The organism is Mesorhizobium sp. WSM4308 (assembly GCF_002294905.1).
Classification (GTDB): Bacteria; Pseudomonadota; Alphaproteobacteria; order Rhizobiales; family Rhizobiaceae; genus Mesorhizobium.
In genome coordinates, this window is the sequence record NZ_NSFW01000022.1 from 25,097 (window position 1) to 42,857 (window position 17,761).

At 63.6% G+C, this 17,761-nt stretch carries 13 protein-coding genes; 9 read left to right on the plus strand and 4 right to left on the minus strand.

Annotation, left to right across the window (positions count from 1 at the left end):
• Positions 1 to 26: 26 nt before the first annotated feature.
• Entirely contained in the window at positions 27 to 806 is a 780-nt protein-coding gene (locus CK227_RS31105; RefSeq protein WP_095775347.1) for an SDR family oxidoreductase, read from the minus strand.
• A gap of 119 nt (positions 807 to 925) precedes the next feature.
• Here CK227_RS31105 and CK227_RS31110 point away from each other — a divergent pair, with 119 nt between their 5' ends.
• On the plus strand, positions 926 to 1,741 hold the full coding sequence (locus tag CK227_RS31110) for a UDP-2,3-diacylglucosamine diphosphatase (RefSeq protein WP_095775434.1): 816 nt from the start codon (positions 926 to 928) through the stop codon (positions 1,739 to 1,741).
• A 124-nt stretch (positions 1,742 to 1,865) separates the two neighbouring features.
• Complete coding sequence (locus tag CK227_RS31115; RefSeq protein ID WP_095775348.1) at positions 1,866 to 3,131, plus strand: MFS transporter; 1,266 nt, start codon at positions 1,866 to 1,868, stop codon at positions 3,129 to 3,131.
• Here CK227_RS31115 and dgcA read toward each other — a convergent pair.
• Positions 3,051 to 4,034 (minus strand): N-acetyl-D-Glu racemase DgcA, encoded by a 984-nt coding sequence (gene dgcA, locus CK227_RS31120; RefSeq protein ID WP_095775349.1) that lies wholly within the window; start codon positions 4,032 to 4,034, stop codon positions 3,051 to 3,053. The two genes, CK227_RS31115 and dgcA, sit on opposite strands and share 81 nt — an antisense overlap.
• Positions 4,035 to 4,111: 77 nt before the next feature.
• On the opposite strand from dgcA, the gene CK227_RS31125 reads away from it, so the two are divergent.
• Genes CK227_RS31125 through CK227_RS31140 form a run of 4 tightly spaced genes read left to right on the plus strand, consistent with a single transcriptional unit; the run spans position 4,112 to position 8,189 of the window.
• Positions 4,112 to 5,299 carry an ABC transporter permease gene (locus CK227_RS31125; RefSeq protein ID WP_095775350.1) on the plus strand — a complete coding sequence of 396 codons (1,188 nt, stop codon included), beginning with the start codon at positions 4,112 to 4,114 and terminating at the stop codon, positions 5,297 to 5,299.
• 4 nt (positions 5,300 to 5,303) lie between these two features.
• Positions 5,304 to 6,113: an ABC transporter ATP-binding protein gene (locus tag CK227_RS31130; protein ID WP_095775351.1), complete on the plus strand. Its 810-nt coding sequence runs from the start codon at positions 5,304 to 5,306 to the stop codon at positions 6,111 to 6,113.
• Positions 6,114 to 6,127: 14 nt separating this feature from the next.
• Positions 6,128 to 7,501: an MlaD family protein gene (locus tag CK227_RS31135; protein WP_095775352.1), complete on the plus strand. Its 1,374-nt coding sequence runs from the start codon at positions 6,128 to 6,130 to the stop codon at positions 7,499 to 7,501.
• A gap of 37 nt (positions 7,502 to 7,538) precedes the next feature.
• Positions 7,539 to 8,189, plus strand: a complete 651-nt coding sequence (locus CK227_RS31140) for an ABC-type transport auxiliary lipoprotein family protein (RefSeq protein ID WP_095775353.1) — start codon at positions 7,539 to 7,541, stop codon at positions 8,187 to 8,189.
• A 25-nt stretch (positions 8,190 to 8,214) separates the two neighbouring features.
• Here the strand turns inward: CK227_RS31140 and CK227_RS31145 are convergent, their stop codons facing one another.
• Both CK227_RS31145 and CK227_RS31150 read right to left on the minus strand, forming a co-directional pair.
• Entirely contained in the window at positions 8,215 to 8,829 is a 615-nt protein-coding gene (locus CK227_RS31145) for a 3'-5' exonuclease (protein WP_095775354.1), read from the minus strand.
• Positions 8,830 to 8,928: 99 nt separating this feature from the next.
• On the minus strand, positions 8,929 to 15,342 hold the full coding sequence (locus tag CK227_RS31150) for a kinesin (RefSeq protein WP_095775355.1): 6,414 nt from the start codon (positions 15,340 to 15,342) through the stop codon (positions 8,929 to 8,931).
• 273 nt (positions 15,343 to 15,615) lie between these two features.
• Here CK227_RS31150 and CK227_RS31155 point away from each other — a divergent pair, with 273 nt between their 5' ends.
• The 3 genes from CK227_RS31155 (at position 15,616) to CK227_RS31165 (ending at position 17,753) form a co-directional block, all read left to right on the plus strand.
• Entirely contained in the window at positions 15,616 to 15,984 is a 369-nt protein-coding gene (locus CK227_RS31155; RefSeq protein ID WP_032930394.1) for an Hpt domain-containing protein, read from the plus strand.
• Positions 15,985 to 16,083: 99 nt separating this feature from the next.
• Positions 16,084 to 16,404: a 2Fe-2S iron-sulfur cluster-binding protein gene (locus CK227_RS31160; protein ID WP_010909663.1), complete on the plus strand. Its 321-nt coding sequence runs from the start codon at positions 16,084 to 16,086 to the stop codon at positions 16,402 to 16,404.
• A 317-nt stretch (positions 16,405 to 16,721) separates the two neighbouring features.
• Positions 16,722 to 17,753 carry an NAD(P)/FAD-dependent oxidoreductase gene (locus CK227_RS31165; protein ID WP_095775356.1) on the plus strand — a complete coding sequence of 344 codons (1,032 nt, stop codon included), beginning with the start codon at positions 16,722 to 16,724 and terminating at the stop codon, positions 17,751 to 17,753.
• Positions 17,754 to 17,761: the final 8 nt, after the last annotated feature.

Here is a 17,761-nt window from a genome sequence, read left to right on the forward strand (position 1 = left end):
GTCGCGCCGCTTCGCAGACCTTGCGATCAAAACGCGCTGACGTAGAGGCCGCCATCGACCGGTATGTTCTGGCCCGTGAGATAGCCGGCATGGACCGAGCAGAGGAAGGCGCAGATCTGGCCGAATTCCTCCGGCGTGCCGAGCCGCTTGGCCGGGACATCGGCGCTGATGCGGCTCTTGCGCGCGGCTGCCGCAGCAGGGTCCTCGACGGTGCCGGCCTGATGCGGGCCGCGCAGCCGGTCGGTGTCGAGCTTGCCGGGCAAGAGGCTGTTGATGGTGACGTTGCGGTCGATCACCGTTCGCGCCACGCCGGCGAGGAAGGAGGTCAGGCCGGCGCGCGCGCCCGATGAGAGGTCTAGACCGGGAATTGGGACATAGACCGACAGCGAGGTGATGTTGACGATGCGGCCGAAGCCGCGCTTCGCCATGCCGTCGAGGACGGCCTGCACCAGTTCGATCGGCGTCACCATGTTCTGGGTCACGCCTTCGAGGATTTTCGCACGATCGAGTTCGCGGAAATCGCGCAGCGGCGGGCCGCCATTGTTGTTGACGAGGATGTCGGGCTCCGGGCAGGCGGCGAGCAGTTCCTTCTGCACTTCCGGTTTCGAAACGTCGCCGACGACTTCCGTCACCGTCACGCCGTAACGCGCACGCAGTTCCGCTGCGGTCTTGGCCACCAGTTCGGCGTTGCGCCCATTGACGACGATATCGCAACCGGCCTCGGCCAGCGCCATGGCGCAGCCTTTTCCAAGACCCTTGCTCGAAGCGCAGACGATGGCCTTCTTTCCGCGGATACCAAGATCCATGACGATTTCTCCTGTGATTTGGCCGGCAAGCTAGTCCCTAGGCTGGACCAATCGCAACCGTCATACGGTTGTTGCATGAATCGGGGCATAGGCTGCGCGAAAGCAAGGATGAAATCGCGATGCCAGGCCACGAGCCCCGCACTTTCCGCAGCATGTTCATTTCCGACGTCCATCTCGGCTCGAAGGCGGCGAAGGCCGAGTTCCTGATCGATTTTCTGCGCTACCATGACGCCGATATCATCTATCTGGTGGGCGACATCGTCGATGGCTGGCGGCTGCGGCGCAGCTGGCACTGGCCGCAAAGCCACAATGATGTCGTGCAGAAATTGCTGCGCAAGGCGCGCAAGGGCGCCTCGATCACCTATATCGCCGGCAATCACGACGAATTCGCCCGCCAGTTCCAAGGCGTGCATTTCGGCGGCATCGTCGTCGCCGACCGCGCCATCCATGAAACCGCCGACGGCAAGCGCCTCCTCGTCATCCATGGCGACCAGTTCGACACCGTCGTCCACAATCAGCGCTGGCTCGCCTATCTCGGCGACCACGCCTATGACGCGGCTATGAACGTCAACCGGGTGGTGACGCGGCTGCGCCAACTGCTCGGCCTGCCTTACTGGTCGTTCTCGTCCTGGGCCAAGGTCAAGGTCAAGAAGGCGGTCAACTTCATCGGCTCGTTCCAGACCGTGCTGACCGAGGAAGCCCGCCGCTCGCATGTCGACGGCGTCATTTGCGGCCATATCCACCATGCGGCGATCGAGAATTTCGACGACGTTCGCTACATCAACACCGGCGACTGGGTGGAGAGCTGCACGGCCGTGGTGGAGCACTTCGATGGCCGGATGGAAATCCTGACCTGGGCGCAGGTGCTGCCGGAGTCGTGGGACGAACCTTTCATCCCGATGCTCATCGAGGATCGGGTCGGGCAGGCGGCCTGACACGAAGGTCGCGACGACTTTAAGCGTCAATCATTGGTCCAGCCGGTTCCGCCTGCTTTTCCGCCATGTTAAGGGATCGATCCACGTCGCCGGCAGATCGAGCGCGGCGTAATTGGATCGATTCATGTCCCTGCCGCCGCTTTCGCCAGAACAGCTCGTCAAGCCGCGCCATTTCGAACTGCGCATGAGCCTGATCTTCGGCACACTGTTCATATCGCTCGGCACGCATCTGCCGTATTTTCCGCTCTGGCTGCAGGCCAAGGGGTTTCACGCCGAGCAGATCGCCGTCATCCTGGCAGCGCCGATGTTCCTGCGCGTGGTGACCACGCCGCTGCTGACGACGCTCGCCGATCGCGCGAGGGACCGCGCCAATGTCTATGTCGCGCTGGTGGCAGCCTCGCTGCTGCTCTCGGCGGGCTATTTCCTCACCCCGACCTACGCGATGGTGCTGGCTGTGTCGCTGGCGCTCACCGTTGTCTGGACGCCGCATTCGCCGATCGCCGATTCGCTGGCGCTTTCGGGCGTGCGCCGCTTCGGCTCGAACTATGCCAGCATGCGCAAATGGGGATCGATTTGTTATCTCTGCGCCAATGTCGCGGGCGGCTTCATCCTGGCGGCCACCGGACCCCAAGCCGTTCCGGTGATCATACTCCTTGCCCTTGGCGCGGCGCTCGTCGCCGGGCTGCTGGCGCCGCGCATGGGGCGCCCGCGCAAGGCCTCGCCGTTGTCGGCAGCGGAGATCCAGCACGCGGCCCCGAGCCTGTTCAATGCCTATTTCCTCTACTTCACCTTCGGCGTCGGCATTATTACCGCCAGCCACGCCTTCCTCTACGGTTTCGTTTCCATCTACTGGAAATCGATCGGCATCAGCGATTCCGTCGTCGGCCTGCTGTGGGCATGGGGCGTGGTGTCCGAAGTCTGCATGTTTTTGTTTTTCAACCGCATTTTCGCTTCCGTGTCGGTCGTCAAGGTGATGGTGATCGCCGGCATCGGCTCCATCGTGCGCTGGATCATCTTTCCACTGGTCTGGCCGCTCGGGCTCGGCATCGCCGGCTTCTTCGCCGTGCAGTCACTGCACTCGGTGTCTGTCGCCATGGTGCTCATCGGCCTGCAGAGAATGATCGCCGAGACCGTCTCCGAAGAGCGCACGGGTGCGGCGCAAGGCATTGCCTATTTCTTCAACGGCTTCTTCATGGCCGCGGTTACGCTGGCTTCCGGCCCGCTCTATGACCGTCTCGGCGTCGATGGTTTCCTGGTGATGATCCCGATCGCGATCGCCGGCCTGGTGCTGATCGGGCTTGCTGCGCGCTCAGCCCCAAAGCGCCCGGTCCGGGGGGGAGACGAGCGATCCCTGGTAGACGAGACCCGGCACACGGTCGCGGGCAAGTAGCAGCGGACCGTCAAGGTCGACGAAATCGGCGTCCTGGGCGAGCAGCACCGCCGGCGCCATGGCAAGCGACGTGCCGACCATGCAGCCGACCATGATGCCGAAACCGAGCTCGCGGGCGCGGTCGCGCAGCATGAGCGCCGCCGTCAGTCCGCCCGACTTGTCGAGCTTGATGTTGACGGCATCGTAAAGGCCGAGCAGCGTTTCCAGATGCTTCGCCTCATGCACGCTTTCATCGGCGCAGATCGGCACAGGATGGGCGATGTGGCGCAGGATCTGGTCCTGGCCGGCGGGCAGGGGCTGTTCGACCAGCGCAATGCCTCGCTCCGCCGCAAAAGCGAGGTTTGCCACGATGTTGTCGTCGGTCCAGCCCTCATTGGCATCGAGGATGATTCGGCTCCGAGGCGCTGCCTCCGTCACGGCGCGAATCCTGGCGGTGTCGTTGTCGCCGCCGATCTTGACCTTCAGCAGCGGCCGGCCGGCATTGGCGCGGGCCTGTGCCGCCATCGCTTCGGCTTCGCCGAGCGACAGTGTGTAGGCGGTTTCCAGCGGACGCAGCGGCGCCGGCCAGATTGCGCTTGCCACCGGCTTGCCGCTAATCTTGGCTTCAAGGTCCCACAGCGCGCAGTCGACGGCGTTGCGGGCGGCTCCCGCCGGCATAGCGTCGAGCAAAGCGGTCCGGTCGATGCCATCGGCGATCCGCTCGCGCATGGCCTCAATCGCGGCGTGTACGCCGTCCGTGGTTTCCCCATAGCGCTTGTAGGGAACGCACTCGCCGCGCCCGCTATGACCGTCCTGGCTGATCGTGCAGGTGATGACCTCGGCCTCGGTCTTGGAGCCGCGCGAAATGGTGAAGGTGCCGGCGATTGGAAAACGCTCGGCCTCAACCGAAATGACACGCGCCATATTTTTCTGCTCCGGCTGTGCGAGAAGGGTTGTCGGCAAATCGACAAGGTCGGACCCATCAGGCTAAACAGGACGCCATGTTGACCATCGGCAAGCGCGACGCAAGCGGCACCACCGCCTCGGAGGCTGACCACCAACCGCGCGTCGCGGTCGGCGAGGAGGGTGGCGTGCTCGGCTGCGCGTTCTCCGGAATCTGGACGACACGGACTGTGGCGCTGGTCGACGCCGACATGCGCAAGATCGAGAAACGAAACGGTTTCAAGACTTTGGCGCTCGATCTTTCGAAAATCGAGAAGATCGATACCGCCGGCGCCTGGTTAATCGACCGGCTCGTCAGCGCCTTCGAGAAGAAGAAGGTCGAGGTTCGGCTGCAAGGCCAAAGCGAGATCGCCGCCATCCTGCTCGACGCGGTCGGCGAGGCTGTCCGGCGCGAACCCGAATCCGGCCCGGCGCGGCCGCCCAATATCGTCATTCGCGCCCTCGAGGCGGTTGGCCGGCGCGTCTACGAGATGCGAGACGATTTCCTTGCCTCGATGAATATTCTGGGCGCCACCATCCGCGGCGCGCAGATGAAGCTCGGCCGTGGCCATGCCGTCAACCCGGCGGCGATCTTCAACCAGATCGACCGCATGGGCGTCGGCGCCATTCCCGTCGTGGTGCTGATGTCGGCGATCGTCGGCGCCATCGTTGCCCAGCAAGGCGCCTACCAGCTCAGCTATTTCGGCGCCGACATCTTCGTCGTCGACCTCGTCGGCGTGCTGATCCTGCGCGAACTCGGCGTGCTGATGACGGCAATCATGATCGCCGGCCGCTCCGGCAGCGCGATCACCGCCGAGATCGGCTCGATGAAGATGCGCGAGGAGGTCGACGCACTGAAGGTCATCGGTCTCAATCCGATTGGCGTCCTGGTCTTTCCGCGCCTGGTTGCGCTGGTGATCGCCTTGCCGTGCCTGACGATCATCGCCAATTTCGCGGCACTCGGCGGCGGCATTGCCGCGGCCTGGCTTTACTCCGATATCCCACCCGCCGCATTCATCGACCGCCTGCGTGTCGCCATCGATCTCAGCACGATTTTCGCTGGGCTGATCAAGGCGCCGTTCATGGCCATGATCATCGGCACGATCGCCTCGGTCGAAGGCATGAAGGTCGGCGGCAGCGCCGAATCGCTCGGCCAGCACGTGACTGCCTCCGTGGTGAAGTCGATCTTCGTCGTCATCATCCTCGATGGGCTTTTCGCCATGTTCTACGCAGCGATCGAGTTCTGACACAATGGCGAAGGGCAATGGCATCAAGACGGAGGAAAAGGACCAGAACGAGATCGTCCTTTCGGTGCGTGACGTCACCGTTGCCATCGACGACAAGCTGATCCTCGACAAGCTTTCGCTCGACATCAAGCGCGGCGAGATCCTGGGGTTCGTCGGCGCTTCGGGCGCCGGCAAGTCCGTCCTGTTGCGCACCATTCTCGGGCTGATGCCCAAGCAGTCCGGAACGATCAGGCTGTTTGGCGTCGACGTCGACAAAGCAAGCGATATCGAGCGCCTGCGCATCGACATGCGGCTTGGCGTGCTGTTCCAGCATGGCGCGCTGTTTTCGGCGCTGACCGTGCAGGAGAATGTGCAGGTGCCGATGCGCGAATATCTCGACCTGCCAAGGAAGCTGATGGACGAGCTGGCGCTGCTCAAGATCGAGCTGGTCGGGCTGCCGCCGGACGCGGCGCAGAAATTCCCATCAGAACTTTCCGGCGGCATGATCAAGCGCGCAGCACTTGCGCGCGCCCTGGCGCTCGATCCGGATATCGTCTTTCTCGACGAGCCGACGTCCGGCCTCGATCCCATCAGTGCTGCCGAGTTCGACGAACTTGTCGTCAAGCTGCGCGACACCATGGATCTGACCGTCTATATGGTCACGCACGACCTCGACACGCTGTTTACCGCTTGTGACCACGTGGCGGTGCTCGGCAAGAAGAAAGTATTGGTCGAGGGCACCATCGACGACATGCTGAAGAGCGAGGAACCGTGGGTGAAATCCTATTTCCGCGGAAAACGCGCCCGCCAACTTGATCTTGCCGCACGTGCATAGCCATAAGTGAAATAATGGAAACCAGAGCCAACTACGTCATTGTCGGCATCTTTACGCTGGTTGCGATCCTGGCGGCGTTCGGCTTCGTCTACTGGACGGCGGCGATCGGTGACAGGGGCGAGACGACGCTGCTGCGCGTGCGCATCCCTGGTTCGGCTTCCGGTCTTGGCCGCGGCAGCTTCGTGCTGTTCAACGGCGTCAAGGTCGGTGACGTCAAGCGCGTCTATATCGACGTCGACAATCCGACGGTCGCCATCGCCGACACCGAGATCGATCGGATGACGCCGATCACCAAGTCGACGCAGGCCGATATCGGGCTTGCCGGCCTCACCGGGCAGGCCAATATCGAGCTCAAGGGAGCCGATCCCAAGGAAGTGAAACTTCTCGATCAGGCCGAGAAGGAAGGCAAGGTCGCCGAGATCGTAGCCAACCCTTCCGCCGTGACCAATCTGCTGCAGACGGCGCAGAACATCTTCACCCGCGCCGACAAGGTGCTGTCCGAACTCGAGGGCTTCACCAGGGATGTTCGCGGGCCGCTGACACAGACTGTCCAGAACGTGCAGACATTCTCCGATGCGCTGGCCAAGAATTCCGACGGCATCGACAAGTTCCTGTCCAGCGTCAGCGCGCTGTCCGAAGAACTGAAGGGCGTGTCCGGCAAGCTCGACGGCACGCTGAAGGCGGCGGAGGGCCTGCTCAACGCCGTCGACAGGGACAAGATCAAGAGCATCGTCGCCAATGTCGATACGGTGACCGCGAACCTCAAGCAGACATCGCAGCAGCTCGACGGCGTGATCAAGAATGTCGACACGGCGGTCGGGTCCGTCAATGATTTCGCCAAGCAGACGCAAGGCACGCTGGCCAAGGTCGACGGCGTGCTCGACGGTGTCGACCCGGCGCAGGTGCGTACGGCTCTGGCCAACATCCAGAAGGCCAGCGAAAACGCCAACAAGGCCGCCGCCGACATTGCAATGGTGACCGACAAGTTCGCCAACCGCGCCGACGATATCAATCAGACGATCAAGGACGCCAAACAACTCGCGCAGCGCCTCAACGATGCCTCGGTGCGGGTCGACGGCATTCTGGCCAAGGTCGACAATTTGCTCGGCTCCGGCGAGGCCAACGGCGTGATGGCGGACGCCAGGGCCACGCTGAAGTCGTTCAAGCAGGTCGCCGACACGCTGAATGCGCGCCTTGGCACCATCACCGACAATCTGTCGCGCTTCTCAGGCCAAGGCCTCTCGAATGTCGAGGCGCTGGTGCAGGACAGCCGCCGCTCGATCACGCGTATCGAGGAAGCGGTCACGGATCTCAGCCGCAATCCGCAGCGCATTCTTTCAGGTGGCGAGGGCGAGGTTCGGCAATTCGACGGCAGGGCGCGGCGTTGACTTCGGCGTCTGCTGGCCCCAAGAACATGAGCCGCGGATGCGGGTTGATCTTACGATCCGGGGACAACGGGGATCGCGCGTGAAGTCGGTATGGGTGAGAACGGGTGGATTGACACCGGCTGCGGCGCTGCTTGCGCTATCGCTTGCCGGCTGTGCGGTACTGGGCGGCAAGCCTGCGCCGCTCGACACATTCGAGCTTTCGGCGCCGTCGGTTGACGCCCGTGGCCATAGCCGCAAGCAAATCCTGATCGCCCAGCCCTCGGCGCTCAAGGCGCTGGACAGCCAGAACATCGTCATCAAACCCTCCGACCGCTCGATCCAGTATCTGAAGGGCGCGCAATGGGCCGACCGGCTGCCGGTGATCGTGCAGGCGCGGCTGGCGGAGACCTTCCAGCGTTCCGGCAGCTTTGCCGGCGTCGGCAAGCCGGGCGAGGGCCTGGCGATCGACTACCAGGTGATCGTCGAGATCCGTTCCTTCGAAGTGAGTGTCGACGGTGGCGAACATGCCGAAGTCGACCTGTTCGTGCGCCTGCTCAACGATCGCAACGGCGAGGTACGCGCTTCCAAGAGCTTCACCGCGTCCGCGCCGGTTTCGGGCAGCGGCAATCCTGCCTATGTCAGTGCGCTCGACAGCGCGTTCGGCGATGCCGCCAAACAGATCGTTCGCTGGACCGATTCAGTGATCTGAGCGCAATCCCGCCAGACGCTTCAAGCTACAAGCTGTCGAAGGCTTCCGGCTGCAGCTTTCCAGTCTTCATCAAGTGCTGCAGCGTGTAGGTGACGGACAGCGCGTCGTCGAGCGCGTCATGTCCCTGCAATGGCGGGTGTTCGACGCCATGATAGTCCGCAAGCTTGTTGCTTGGCGTCCGTGCGAGATCCTCGAGCGGCATCCCCGCCGCGATCAGCAGCTTGACGGCGTTGTCGAACCGGGTGGCGGGGATGGACGGCTGAATGCCCGCGACATAGCAACTGATGGCGATCATGTTCAGTTCGTCCTTGCCCCAGGACCAGAACCGCGCGCCATCGGAAAAGCGATCGACCCTGGCAAGTGCTTCTCCAAGCGCAACCCCTTCGGTCTCGATGTTTTTCTCGGTTATGCCGGTCAGTCTGGTGAAGAACGGATCGAGTTCGTATTTCCGGCCAAACCGGTCGATCGGTCTGATATAGGCCTTGTGCGTGCCGAGCAGCGGAAAGTCGTCTTCGAGACCAAGCCTGACTGCGCCGATCTGCGCGATGACCGGGTCGGGATCGTGAGCCGCGCACCAAAACCGACGTTGCGACCCCTCGAGGCAGAGAAACTCGCAGTCGAATATGATTGCCGTCTGCACGGTCAGCCCCCTTTTATCGGCGAACCGGGCGTTTGGGTGCCTGCTTGCGGAAACGCAGAGGTTTCCGCAAGCAGATCTCGGTCGCCTGGCCGCTGACGCTTAGTGCAGGCGCCCGCTGGCGTGGGCCAGCATGGTGTAGACCTTGCCGGTGTCCGAGGTCAGGTAGGTCTGCGCCATGATGTTGTCGCGGTCGTTGCGCGAGACGTCCTTGAGCAGTTTTTCGAAGTCGTCGCAGTAACGGTCTACGGCGGCGCGGAATTCGGCCTCGCCCTGATACTTGCGGCGGATTTCGTCGAACGTCTGCTGGCCCTTCAGCGTGTAGAGCCGGCGCGTGAACACGTCCCGCTCGCCGCGCCGATAGCGGTTCCACAGCTCGATCGAAGCATCGTGGTCAATTGCCCGTGCGATGTCGACGGATAGCGAGTTCAGCGATTCCACGACATGCAGCGGCGAGCGCTGGGCAGGGGCCGCGCGCGGCGCTTCCACGGGCGCCGAGGGTGCTGCCGCCGGCCTGAGATCCGCATCGTTCGACGCCGCTGTCAGGAGGTCGCGCACCCAGCCGCCCTGTGGCGTGCGGGCGCCGGCTTCGGGACGCTGGCGCGGCTCGGCCGGACGCTCGAGATCGAGCGTGCCGCGCAGCGCCGTGCCGCCCAACGGCGCCTGAGGCGTGCGAAGCTCCGGCTGCGGTGCTGCCGGCGCGCGACGTGGCGGTTCGGCGGGACGTGCTGCCGGCGCTTGCGGCGCCGGGCGCAGATTGCGTGGCTCCGAGGTGTCGCCGCCGCCGCGGCCGGACTTCGCGACGATGTCGGAAAGCTCCTTCAAGGCGTTGATCTGCTCGGAAACGGCGCGGCGGATCGCCGAGGTCGATTCCTTTGCCTCTTCCGGCATCTCGATGACGCCCTTCTTGAGTTCGGCGCGGGTGAGATCGAGTTCGCTCTTGATCGAGCTCGCGGTGCGCCGCATCTCATCGGTGGCGTCGGCGAAGCGCTTGGTTGCCGAATCGACCACGTCGGTGATGGCATTGCGGATCTTGTCGGCCGACTCCATCGTCTTGCCTTCGGCGTTCTGCAGCGTCTGGCCGACGAGGTTTTCGAACGAGCGCATGACCCTTTCGAGATCCTCCGACTTCTTGACCAGACCGACGGCGAGGTCTTCGAGCGATGACTGCCTTTCCAGCGTGTGCTCGAGGTTGCTCTGGGCCGAGCTCAACAGGTCCGAGGCGCTGGCCAGGAGGCGGCTGTGTTCATCGAACTTGGTGGCGATCGAGGCCACTTCGCGCAAGGTCGACGACGACAGTTCCGTCAGCCTTGTGGTGTTCGAATCGACAAGGCGCGCCGAGCTGGCAAAGGTCTGCGCCGCCTTTTCTGTTGTCGCCGCGAAGCTCTGCGTGCTGCCGGTCAGGCGCTCGTCGACCTGACCGAGATTGACCGCGGCCTGCTCGATCAGCTGACCGAGCTGCGAGCTGGACTTGGTCATGCGGCCGATGAGATCGGCAACACTGTCGGACAGCGACGAGCGGGCGCCTTCGACCGCCGACAAGGTCTCGGCGGTGCGGTTGGCGAGCGCGTTGACCAGGGCGGCATTTTCGCTGCGCAGCTTCTCGGTGGCGCGTTCGGTGACCTCTTCCATGCTCTTTTGCAGTTCCGAGCCACCCTGGGCGAAGCGTTCGACCAAAGGCCGCGCGGTTTCGTCGAGGATCTTCGACATTTCGGCCGACCGCGCCGCGAGCATGGTGTTGAGTTCGCGTGTGTTGGCGCCGATCGTCTTGGCGGCGTCGTTGGTGCTCTGGCCGATATGCTGACCTACGGCGGTGAAGGTCTCGGCGATCACATTGGCGCGCGAAACGAGCTGTGCCTCGGCGCTCGACACCTGCTCATTGAGCCTCTGGCCCATTGTTTCGGTGGTATGGGCGAGGCGGTTCTCGACGCTGGTGATCTGCTCCTCGACACGGGCGGCCGCAGCCGCCGCGGTCGATGCAAGACGCTCGTCGGCGCCGGCAAGTGCCTGCTCGATTTCGCGGGCGTGCACGGCCAGTTCCTGGCCGGTCTGGCGCGCGCGGTCGGCGACCTTCTGCTCGGTGCTGGCGAAAGCCCCGACGATGGTCTGCGCATGCTCGCCGATCGTCGAAGAGCTGTCGGCGATGCGCGAGACCAGGCGTTGGTCGGCCTCGTCGAAGATGCGGCCGATCTCGGACGCACGGCTGGACAGAGCATCCGAACCTTCGGCGATGCGCGAGACCAGTTGCTGATCGGCAGCATCGAAGATGCGGCCAAGGTCGGTTGCGCGGGCGGCGAGCGCCTCGGCGGATTCGCCGATGCGCATGCCGAGCCGCTGGTCGGCGCTTTCGAAGTTGCGCAGGATGTCGCCGGCGCGGGCGGCCAGCGATTGTGCCGTCTCGACGGCGCGGGCGACCAGTTTCTGGTCGGCTGCGTCGAAGGTGCCGGCAATCTCGCTGGCGCGGGCCGCCAGATGATCCGCGGTATCCTGGGCCCGGGCAGCCAGCTGGTCGGCCGTTTCCTGGGCGCGGGCGGCGAGCTTCTGGTCCGCCAGCTCGAAGGTGCCGGCGATCTCGCCGGCGCGGGCGGCCAGTTGATCGGCGGTTTCGTGGGCGCGGGCCAGCAGCGAGCTGGAGGCGTCGTCGGCGCGGGCGAGCAAGGCGTTGGACGTATCTTCCGCACGGGCGTGCAGGCGACGGTCGGCTTCCTCGAAGGTGCGGGCGATGTCTTCGGCCCGCGCCAAAAGGGCGGCGGACGTCTGTTCGGCGCGCTCGGCGATCTTGCGGTCGGCATCGCTGAAGGCTGCACCGGCCTGCTCATGCAGCGCGCTGGTGACCTCCAGGACCTTTTCGCGCAAGGCGCCGGCGACGAAGACCGCGCTCTTTTCGAGCACGCTGCGGACATTGTCGACGCCGGTCGAGAGCGCGCGCTCCATGGTTCCGGCGCGTTCCTCGATGATCCCGGTCTGACGGCTGAACGCCTGCTCGATCTTCTCTACATCGGCGGCGATTGCGGCCGAAATGTCGGTGCTTCTGGCAGCGATCTGGTCGATGTGGCCGGACAACGAACGGTCGACGTCCTTGCGGGTCTCTGCGAGCTTGCCGAGATCGTCTTCCAGCGCGCGGCTCAGCATGTTGCGGCCTTCGGCCAGCTTGCCGACATGGCCAGCGATGACGCCGTCGATCTCGCCGCGGCTTTCGCTCAGCTTCTGCAGGTCGGCCTCGAGGGCGCGCTTGAGAATGTCACGGCCTTCGGCGAGCTTTTCCACCTGGCCGGCCACCAGCCCGTCGATGCTGGAGCGGCTTTCGGCGAGCTTGGCGAGATCGGCTTCGAGGGCGCGTTTGAGAACGTCGCGGCCTTCGGCCAGTTTCTCCACCTGGCCGGCGACCAGGCCGTCGATGCTCGAACGGCTCTCGGCCAGCTTGGCAAGGTCGTCCTCGAGCGCCCTGGACAGGGTCGAGCGCTCCTGGACAAGCCTGTCAGCGTGGCTGCCGACCAGGCCGCTGACGCTTTCGAGGTCGGCTTCCAGCGCCTTCGACAGCGTCGAACGGTCCTGGACGAGTCGCTCGGCATGGCTGTTGACCAGGCCGTTGATGTTGTCGAGGTCGACTTCCAGCGCCTTCGACAGGGTCGAACGATCCTGGACGAGCCGCTCGGAATGGCTGCTGACCAAGCTGTTGACGCTTTCGAGATCGGCTTCGAGCGCCCTGGCGAACTGGGCGCGGTCGTCGACCAGCTTCTGCGACTGGTCGGCAACGGTGTTCTTGATGGTGTTGAGGTCGGCTTCGAGCGCGCGCTTGAGAATGTCGCGGCCTTCGGCCAGCTTCTCGACCTGACCAGCGACCAGCCCGTCGATGCTGGAGCGGCTGTCGGCCAGCTTGGCGAGGTCGTCCTCGAGAGCCTTCGACAATGTCGAACGATCCTGAACGAGCCTGTTCATGTGGTCGGCGATGACGCTGTTCACATTCTGCAAGTCGGCTTCGAGGACCTGCGAAAGCAGTCCGCGATCCTCCGCCAGCCTTTCCGATTGGCTCGATATGACACCCTTGATGGTGTTGAGGTCCGATTCCAGCGCGCGCTTGAGAATGTCGCGGCCCTCGGCCAGCTTCTCGACCTGACCGGCGACGAGGCCGTCAATGCTCGAGCGGCTTTCGGCCAGCTTGGCAAGGTCGGCTTCCAGCGTCTGCGACAGCAGGCTGCGGTCGTTGGCGAGTTTGACCGAATGATCGTCAAGCAAGCCCCTGATGCCAGATAGGTCGTCCTCGAGCGAACGGCCGAGTTGGCTGCGGTCATCCACGAGCTTTGTCGAATGCGCCTCGATCAGGCCCTTGATGCCGGCGATATCGTTTTCCAAGGCCTTGGCGAGCACCGCACGACCTTCGGCGATCTTCTCGACCTGACCGGCGACCAGCCCGTCAATGCTGGCACGGCTGTCGGACAGTTTGCCGAGGTCGGCTTCCAGGGCGCGCGACAGGATGTTGCGGCCTTCGGCGAGCTTTCCAACATGACCGGCGACCATTTCATCAATGATCGTGCGGGCTTGCACGAGTTTTCCGGAGTCCTCGTTGAGAGCCAGCGAAAGCCTGTTGCGGCCTTCTTCCAGCCTTTCGAGGTGGCTGCCGAGCGACGCGTCGATGGCGGCCCGCGATTCGTTGACCTTGCGCAGATCCTCTTCGAGGGCGCGCGCGATCAGGCTGCGGCCTTCGGCCAGCTTCTGCACCTGGTTGGTCACCGCGGCATCGATGCCGTCGCGGCTTTCGGCGAATTTCTCCAGGTCCGCCTGCATGGCGGCCGCCATGCGCTCGCGGCTTTCGGACAGCTTGCGGCTGTGGTTTTCGACGGCTTCCTCGATGCCGACACGGGCGTCGGCGAGCCGCTGGATGTCGCTATCGAAAGAACGCGAGACAACATGACGCGCCGCTTCCATGCGACCGGCAAAGTCGCTGGCGCGAGCCTCCAGCATGCTCGATGTCGAGGTGACGATGTCGGCCATGTCGGCGCCGATCTGGGTCTTGCCCTGATCGATCATCGCGGCCAGCGTATCCTTGCTCTCGGCGAAGGTGTGGGCAATTTCGCGGGCGCGCTCGACCAGCGTCTCGTTGATCTGGCGGGCGCGGGCCTCGAGCGCTGCGTTGAGCTTCTGCGTGCCGGTGTCCAGCGCTTCGGCGCGGGTCTGGAATTCGCTGATCAGGGCCTGACCGCGTTCGGCCAGCGTACGTTCGATGCCGTTGAGGCTGGCTTCGAATTCCGAATTGAGGGTGCGCGCGGCGCCGCCGAGCAGCGAAACCATGCCGGTGGTGCGATCGTCGAGCAGATCGGTCAGCGACCGGGTCAGGCCGTCCGTCGTATCCGTCAGCTTGGCGATGCGCGTGTCGAGCAGGCTGGCGAAGGCCTCGCCGGAGGTCGAAAGCTTGTCGGTGATGGTGTCGAGCCGGCCTTCCACCGAATCGAAGATCGACATCGAGCTTTCATTGATGCGGTCGATGAGCGTGTCGCCCGAATTGGTGATCGTCATCGACAGCTTGGTCGACGCATTGAGGATCGAGTCGCGGATGATGTCGCTGGCGGAGCCGATTTCATCCCTGAGCGTCTCATGCGCACCGGCAATCGAGGCACGGACGCGCTCGGCATGGCTGACGACCGCCTCGCGCTCGCTGCCAAGCCCGTCGACGAGCGAACGGATGCGGGTTTCGTTTTCCGAATAGGAGCGCTCGATCTGGTTGACTTCGCTGTGGACCAGCGTTTCCAACTCCACGGCGCGGGCCAGCGTGCGTTCGATGCCTTCGCCCATGGCCGCCACCTCGCGGCGAACGGCCTGGCCGATCATCATGACGCGATCCTGCGCCATGTTTTCCGGCTCGGTCAGGCGGAAGGCCACTTCCGTCATCGACTGGGCGGCAATGCGCATGTCCTGGGCGCGGCGAATCATGGCTGCGAAGGCCCAGAACAGGATGATCGGCACGATCGCCGCGACGGCGAGGCCAATCAGTTCGGGACGGGCAAGGAACTGGTCGAGGGTGCGGATCCTCCAGATGCTCGGTCCGAACAGCAGGTTGGCGAGCCCGCCGGCGCCGGCGATCCAGGCGAGCGAGACGAAGGCGACGATCCAGTAGACGGTGTTGGAGGCGCGCCTGTTGAGGCCGTGCAGGAGGGTCTTGTAATCCTTCTGGCGATCATCATTGGCCGGCGCGAAGCCCGTGGGCTGCGCGCCGTTGCCATTGCCATTGCGTGTCTCCACGGGGCGCAGTTCTGCCGGCTTGGCCTTCGGCGCGGGACTCGCGGGCTGATTGGCAATGGGGGCCTGATTGGCGGCGGGTGCCGGCTTCTGGTTGCGTCCCTCGCGTGCCAGCTCGTCGGCGGCCTGGGATATCTGCGCTTCCAGATCTTCCATCGAAGCCGCGATATCGAGATCGCCGCTGCCGATGTCGCCGCTGAGGTCGAGATCGAGCGCTTTTTCCAGTTCCCTGGCCACGTCGCTGTCGAGATTTCTCGTCGTCGTCGTTGGTTTCTTTGCCATGCCTTCGCTACCCTGTACTAGCTGCCGCGGGGCTTATAATTGTCTTTGTCGTACCCCCGCGCAGGAGGCTGAAAATGGACCCTCGTATCGTAATGACACAGGGGGGTAAAGAAAACATGCATTCCGCGGGATACGTAAAACTTTAAATATAAGGTTAACGGAACCGTGATCCGTGCGCCGCTTTCGCAACATTTTTCCGGGCCATTCATTAACCCGTTGTCCATTGGATTCGCCTAGTTTTTCAGGCGGCCGAAGAAAACGGAGTTCGAGTTCATGCGTGGCGAAAGCGGCATTGCCTTTTCAATGCCCGGAGGCGACGTCTCGGGAACCAGGCAGTCCCGACCAGTCGATTTGGCACACCTTGCCCGGCAAACGATGGGCGACCGCGCCCTCGAGCAAGAGGTGCTGGCGCTGTTTGTACAGCAGGCGCTGTCGGTACGCGACAAAATTGTCGATGCCGATCTCAAGGACCGGCTTCTGCTTGCGCATGGGTTGAAAGGGTCTGCTCGCGGCGTTGGCGCCTTCGCCATCGCCGATTGTGCCACTGAGATCGAGCGGCAGCCGGAAGACGGCCAGACCCTCAAGCGGCTCGGCAAACTGATCGACGAAGTGCGCGATTTCATCGCCGCCATCAATCGCTGACCCGGTTTGTGGAAAAACGTCACCGAGCGGCGCTTTCGCACGGCAGTTGACTTGTCTGCCGGAGTGATTATCTCGGCGGAAACTCCCTTCAGGTGACAAATGACCAAGTTGACCTTCATCGCCCATGACGGCACACAATTCGACGTGGACGCCGAAAACGGCTCGACGGTCATGGAAAACGCCATCCGCAACGCCGTGCCGGGGATCGAGGCGGAGTGCGGTGGCGCCTGCGCCTGCGCCACCTGCCATGTCTATGTCGACGAGGCCTGGACGGCGGAAGTGGGCGAGCCGGAAGCGATGGAAGAGGACATGCTGGACTTCGCCTACGACGTCCAGCCGAACTCGCGTCTGTCCTGCCAGATCAAGGTACGCGACGCGCTTGACGGCCTGGTGGTGCGGGTGCCGGAGCGCCAGGGCTAGGGCGTGTTGATATTCGGGTGATGCCGGCCTGCAAACGGCGGCTTCCTCCGGCCTTCGCCGGCCGAAGCACTTGACGAGGGATCGTGGCAGCTAGGGCTATGGCCCGGGTAGGCCGGTACTCGCATATGAAAAGTACGTTGCGCTCCGGTTCTCGGTATCAACCCTGTTTGGTCGCTTCGCGCCGTCTTCGACTCCGGCTCGGCCTGACCTGAATCTCAATATGCCTTCGGCGACGTTCCAATTTCTTTGACATTGGCTGCTTGGCAGCAGGCCACGGCTCATGCAGTCTCGCCCCATTCCCAAGGGGACCACATCGCATGACCGAAACAATCAAGACGGATGTTCTCATTGTCGGGGCAGGGCCTGTCGGCCTTTTCGCCGTGTTCGAGCTCGGCCTGTTCGACATGAAATGCCACCTGATCGATATCCTCGACAAACCCGGCGGCCAATGCGCGGAACTCTATCCGGAAAAGCCGATCTACGACATTCCCGGCTGGCCCTCGATTTCGGCGCAAGGGCTGGTCGACAAGCTGCTCGAGCAGATCCATCCGTTCAAGCCTGACTTCACCTACAACCGCATGGTCTCCAGCCTCCAGAAACTGGAGGATGGCAGCTTTCGCGTCACCACCGACGAGAACGAGGTGTTCGAGGCCAAGGTGGTGGTGATCGCCGCCGGCGGCGGCTCGTTTCAACCCAAACGCCCCCCGATCCCGGGCATCGAGCCCTATGAAGGCAAGAGCGTCTTCTATTCGGTGCGCCGGATGGAGGATTTTCGCGGCCACGACCTTGTCATTGTCGGCGGCGGCGACTCGGCGCTCGACTGGACACTGAACCTGCAGCCGGTGGCAAAAAGCGTGACGCTGGTCCACCGGCGCCCTGAATTCCGCGCGGCGCCCGACAGCGTCAACAAAATGTATGCCATGCAAGAGATGAAGCAGCTTGCGTTCAAGGTCGGCCAGGTGACCGGCCTGACCGGCGCCGACGGCCAGCTGTCATCGGCCACCATCAAGGGTGGTCCGGAAGGCGATATCGAAGTGCCATGCACACGCATGCTGCCCTTCTTTGGCCTGACGATGAAGCTCGGGCCGATCGCGGAATGGGGGCTCAATCTCCACGAGAACCTGATTCCGGTCGACACCGAGAGATTTCAGACATCGGTGCCCGGCATTTTCGCGGTGGGCGACATCAACTCGTATCCGGGAAAGCTGAAGCTGATCCTGTCGGGCTTCCATGAAGTGGCGCTGATGGCGCAGGCGGCCAAGCGCATCGTCAGCCCCGGCGAGCGGATCGTGTTCCAATACACGACCTCGTCGACCAGCCTGCAGAAGAAGCTCGGCGTGGTGGAGTAAAGACCGCT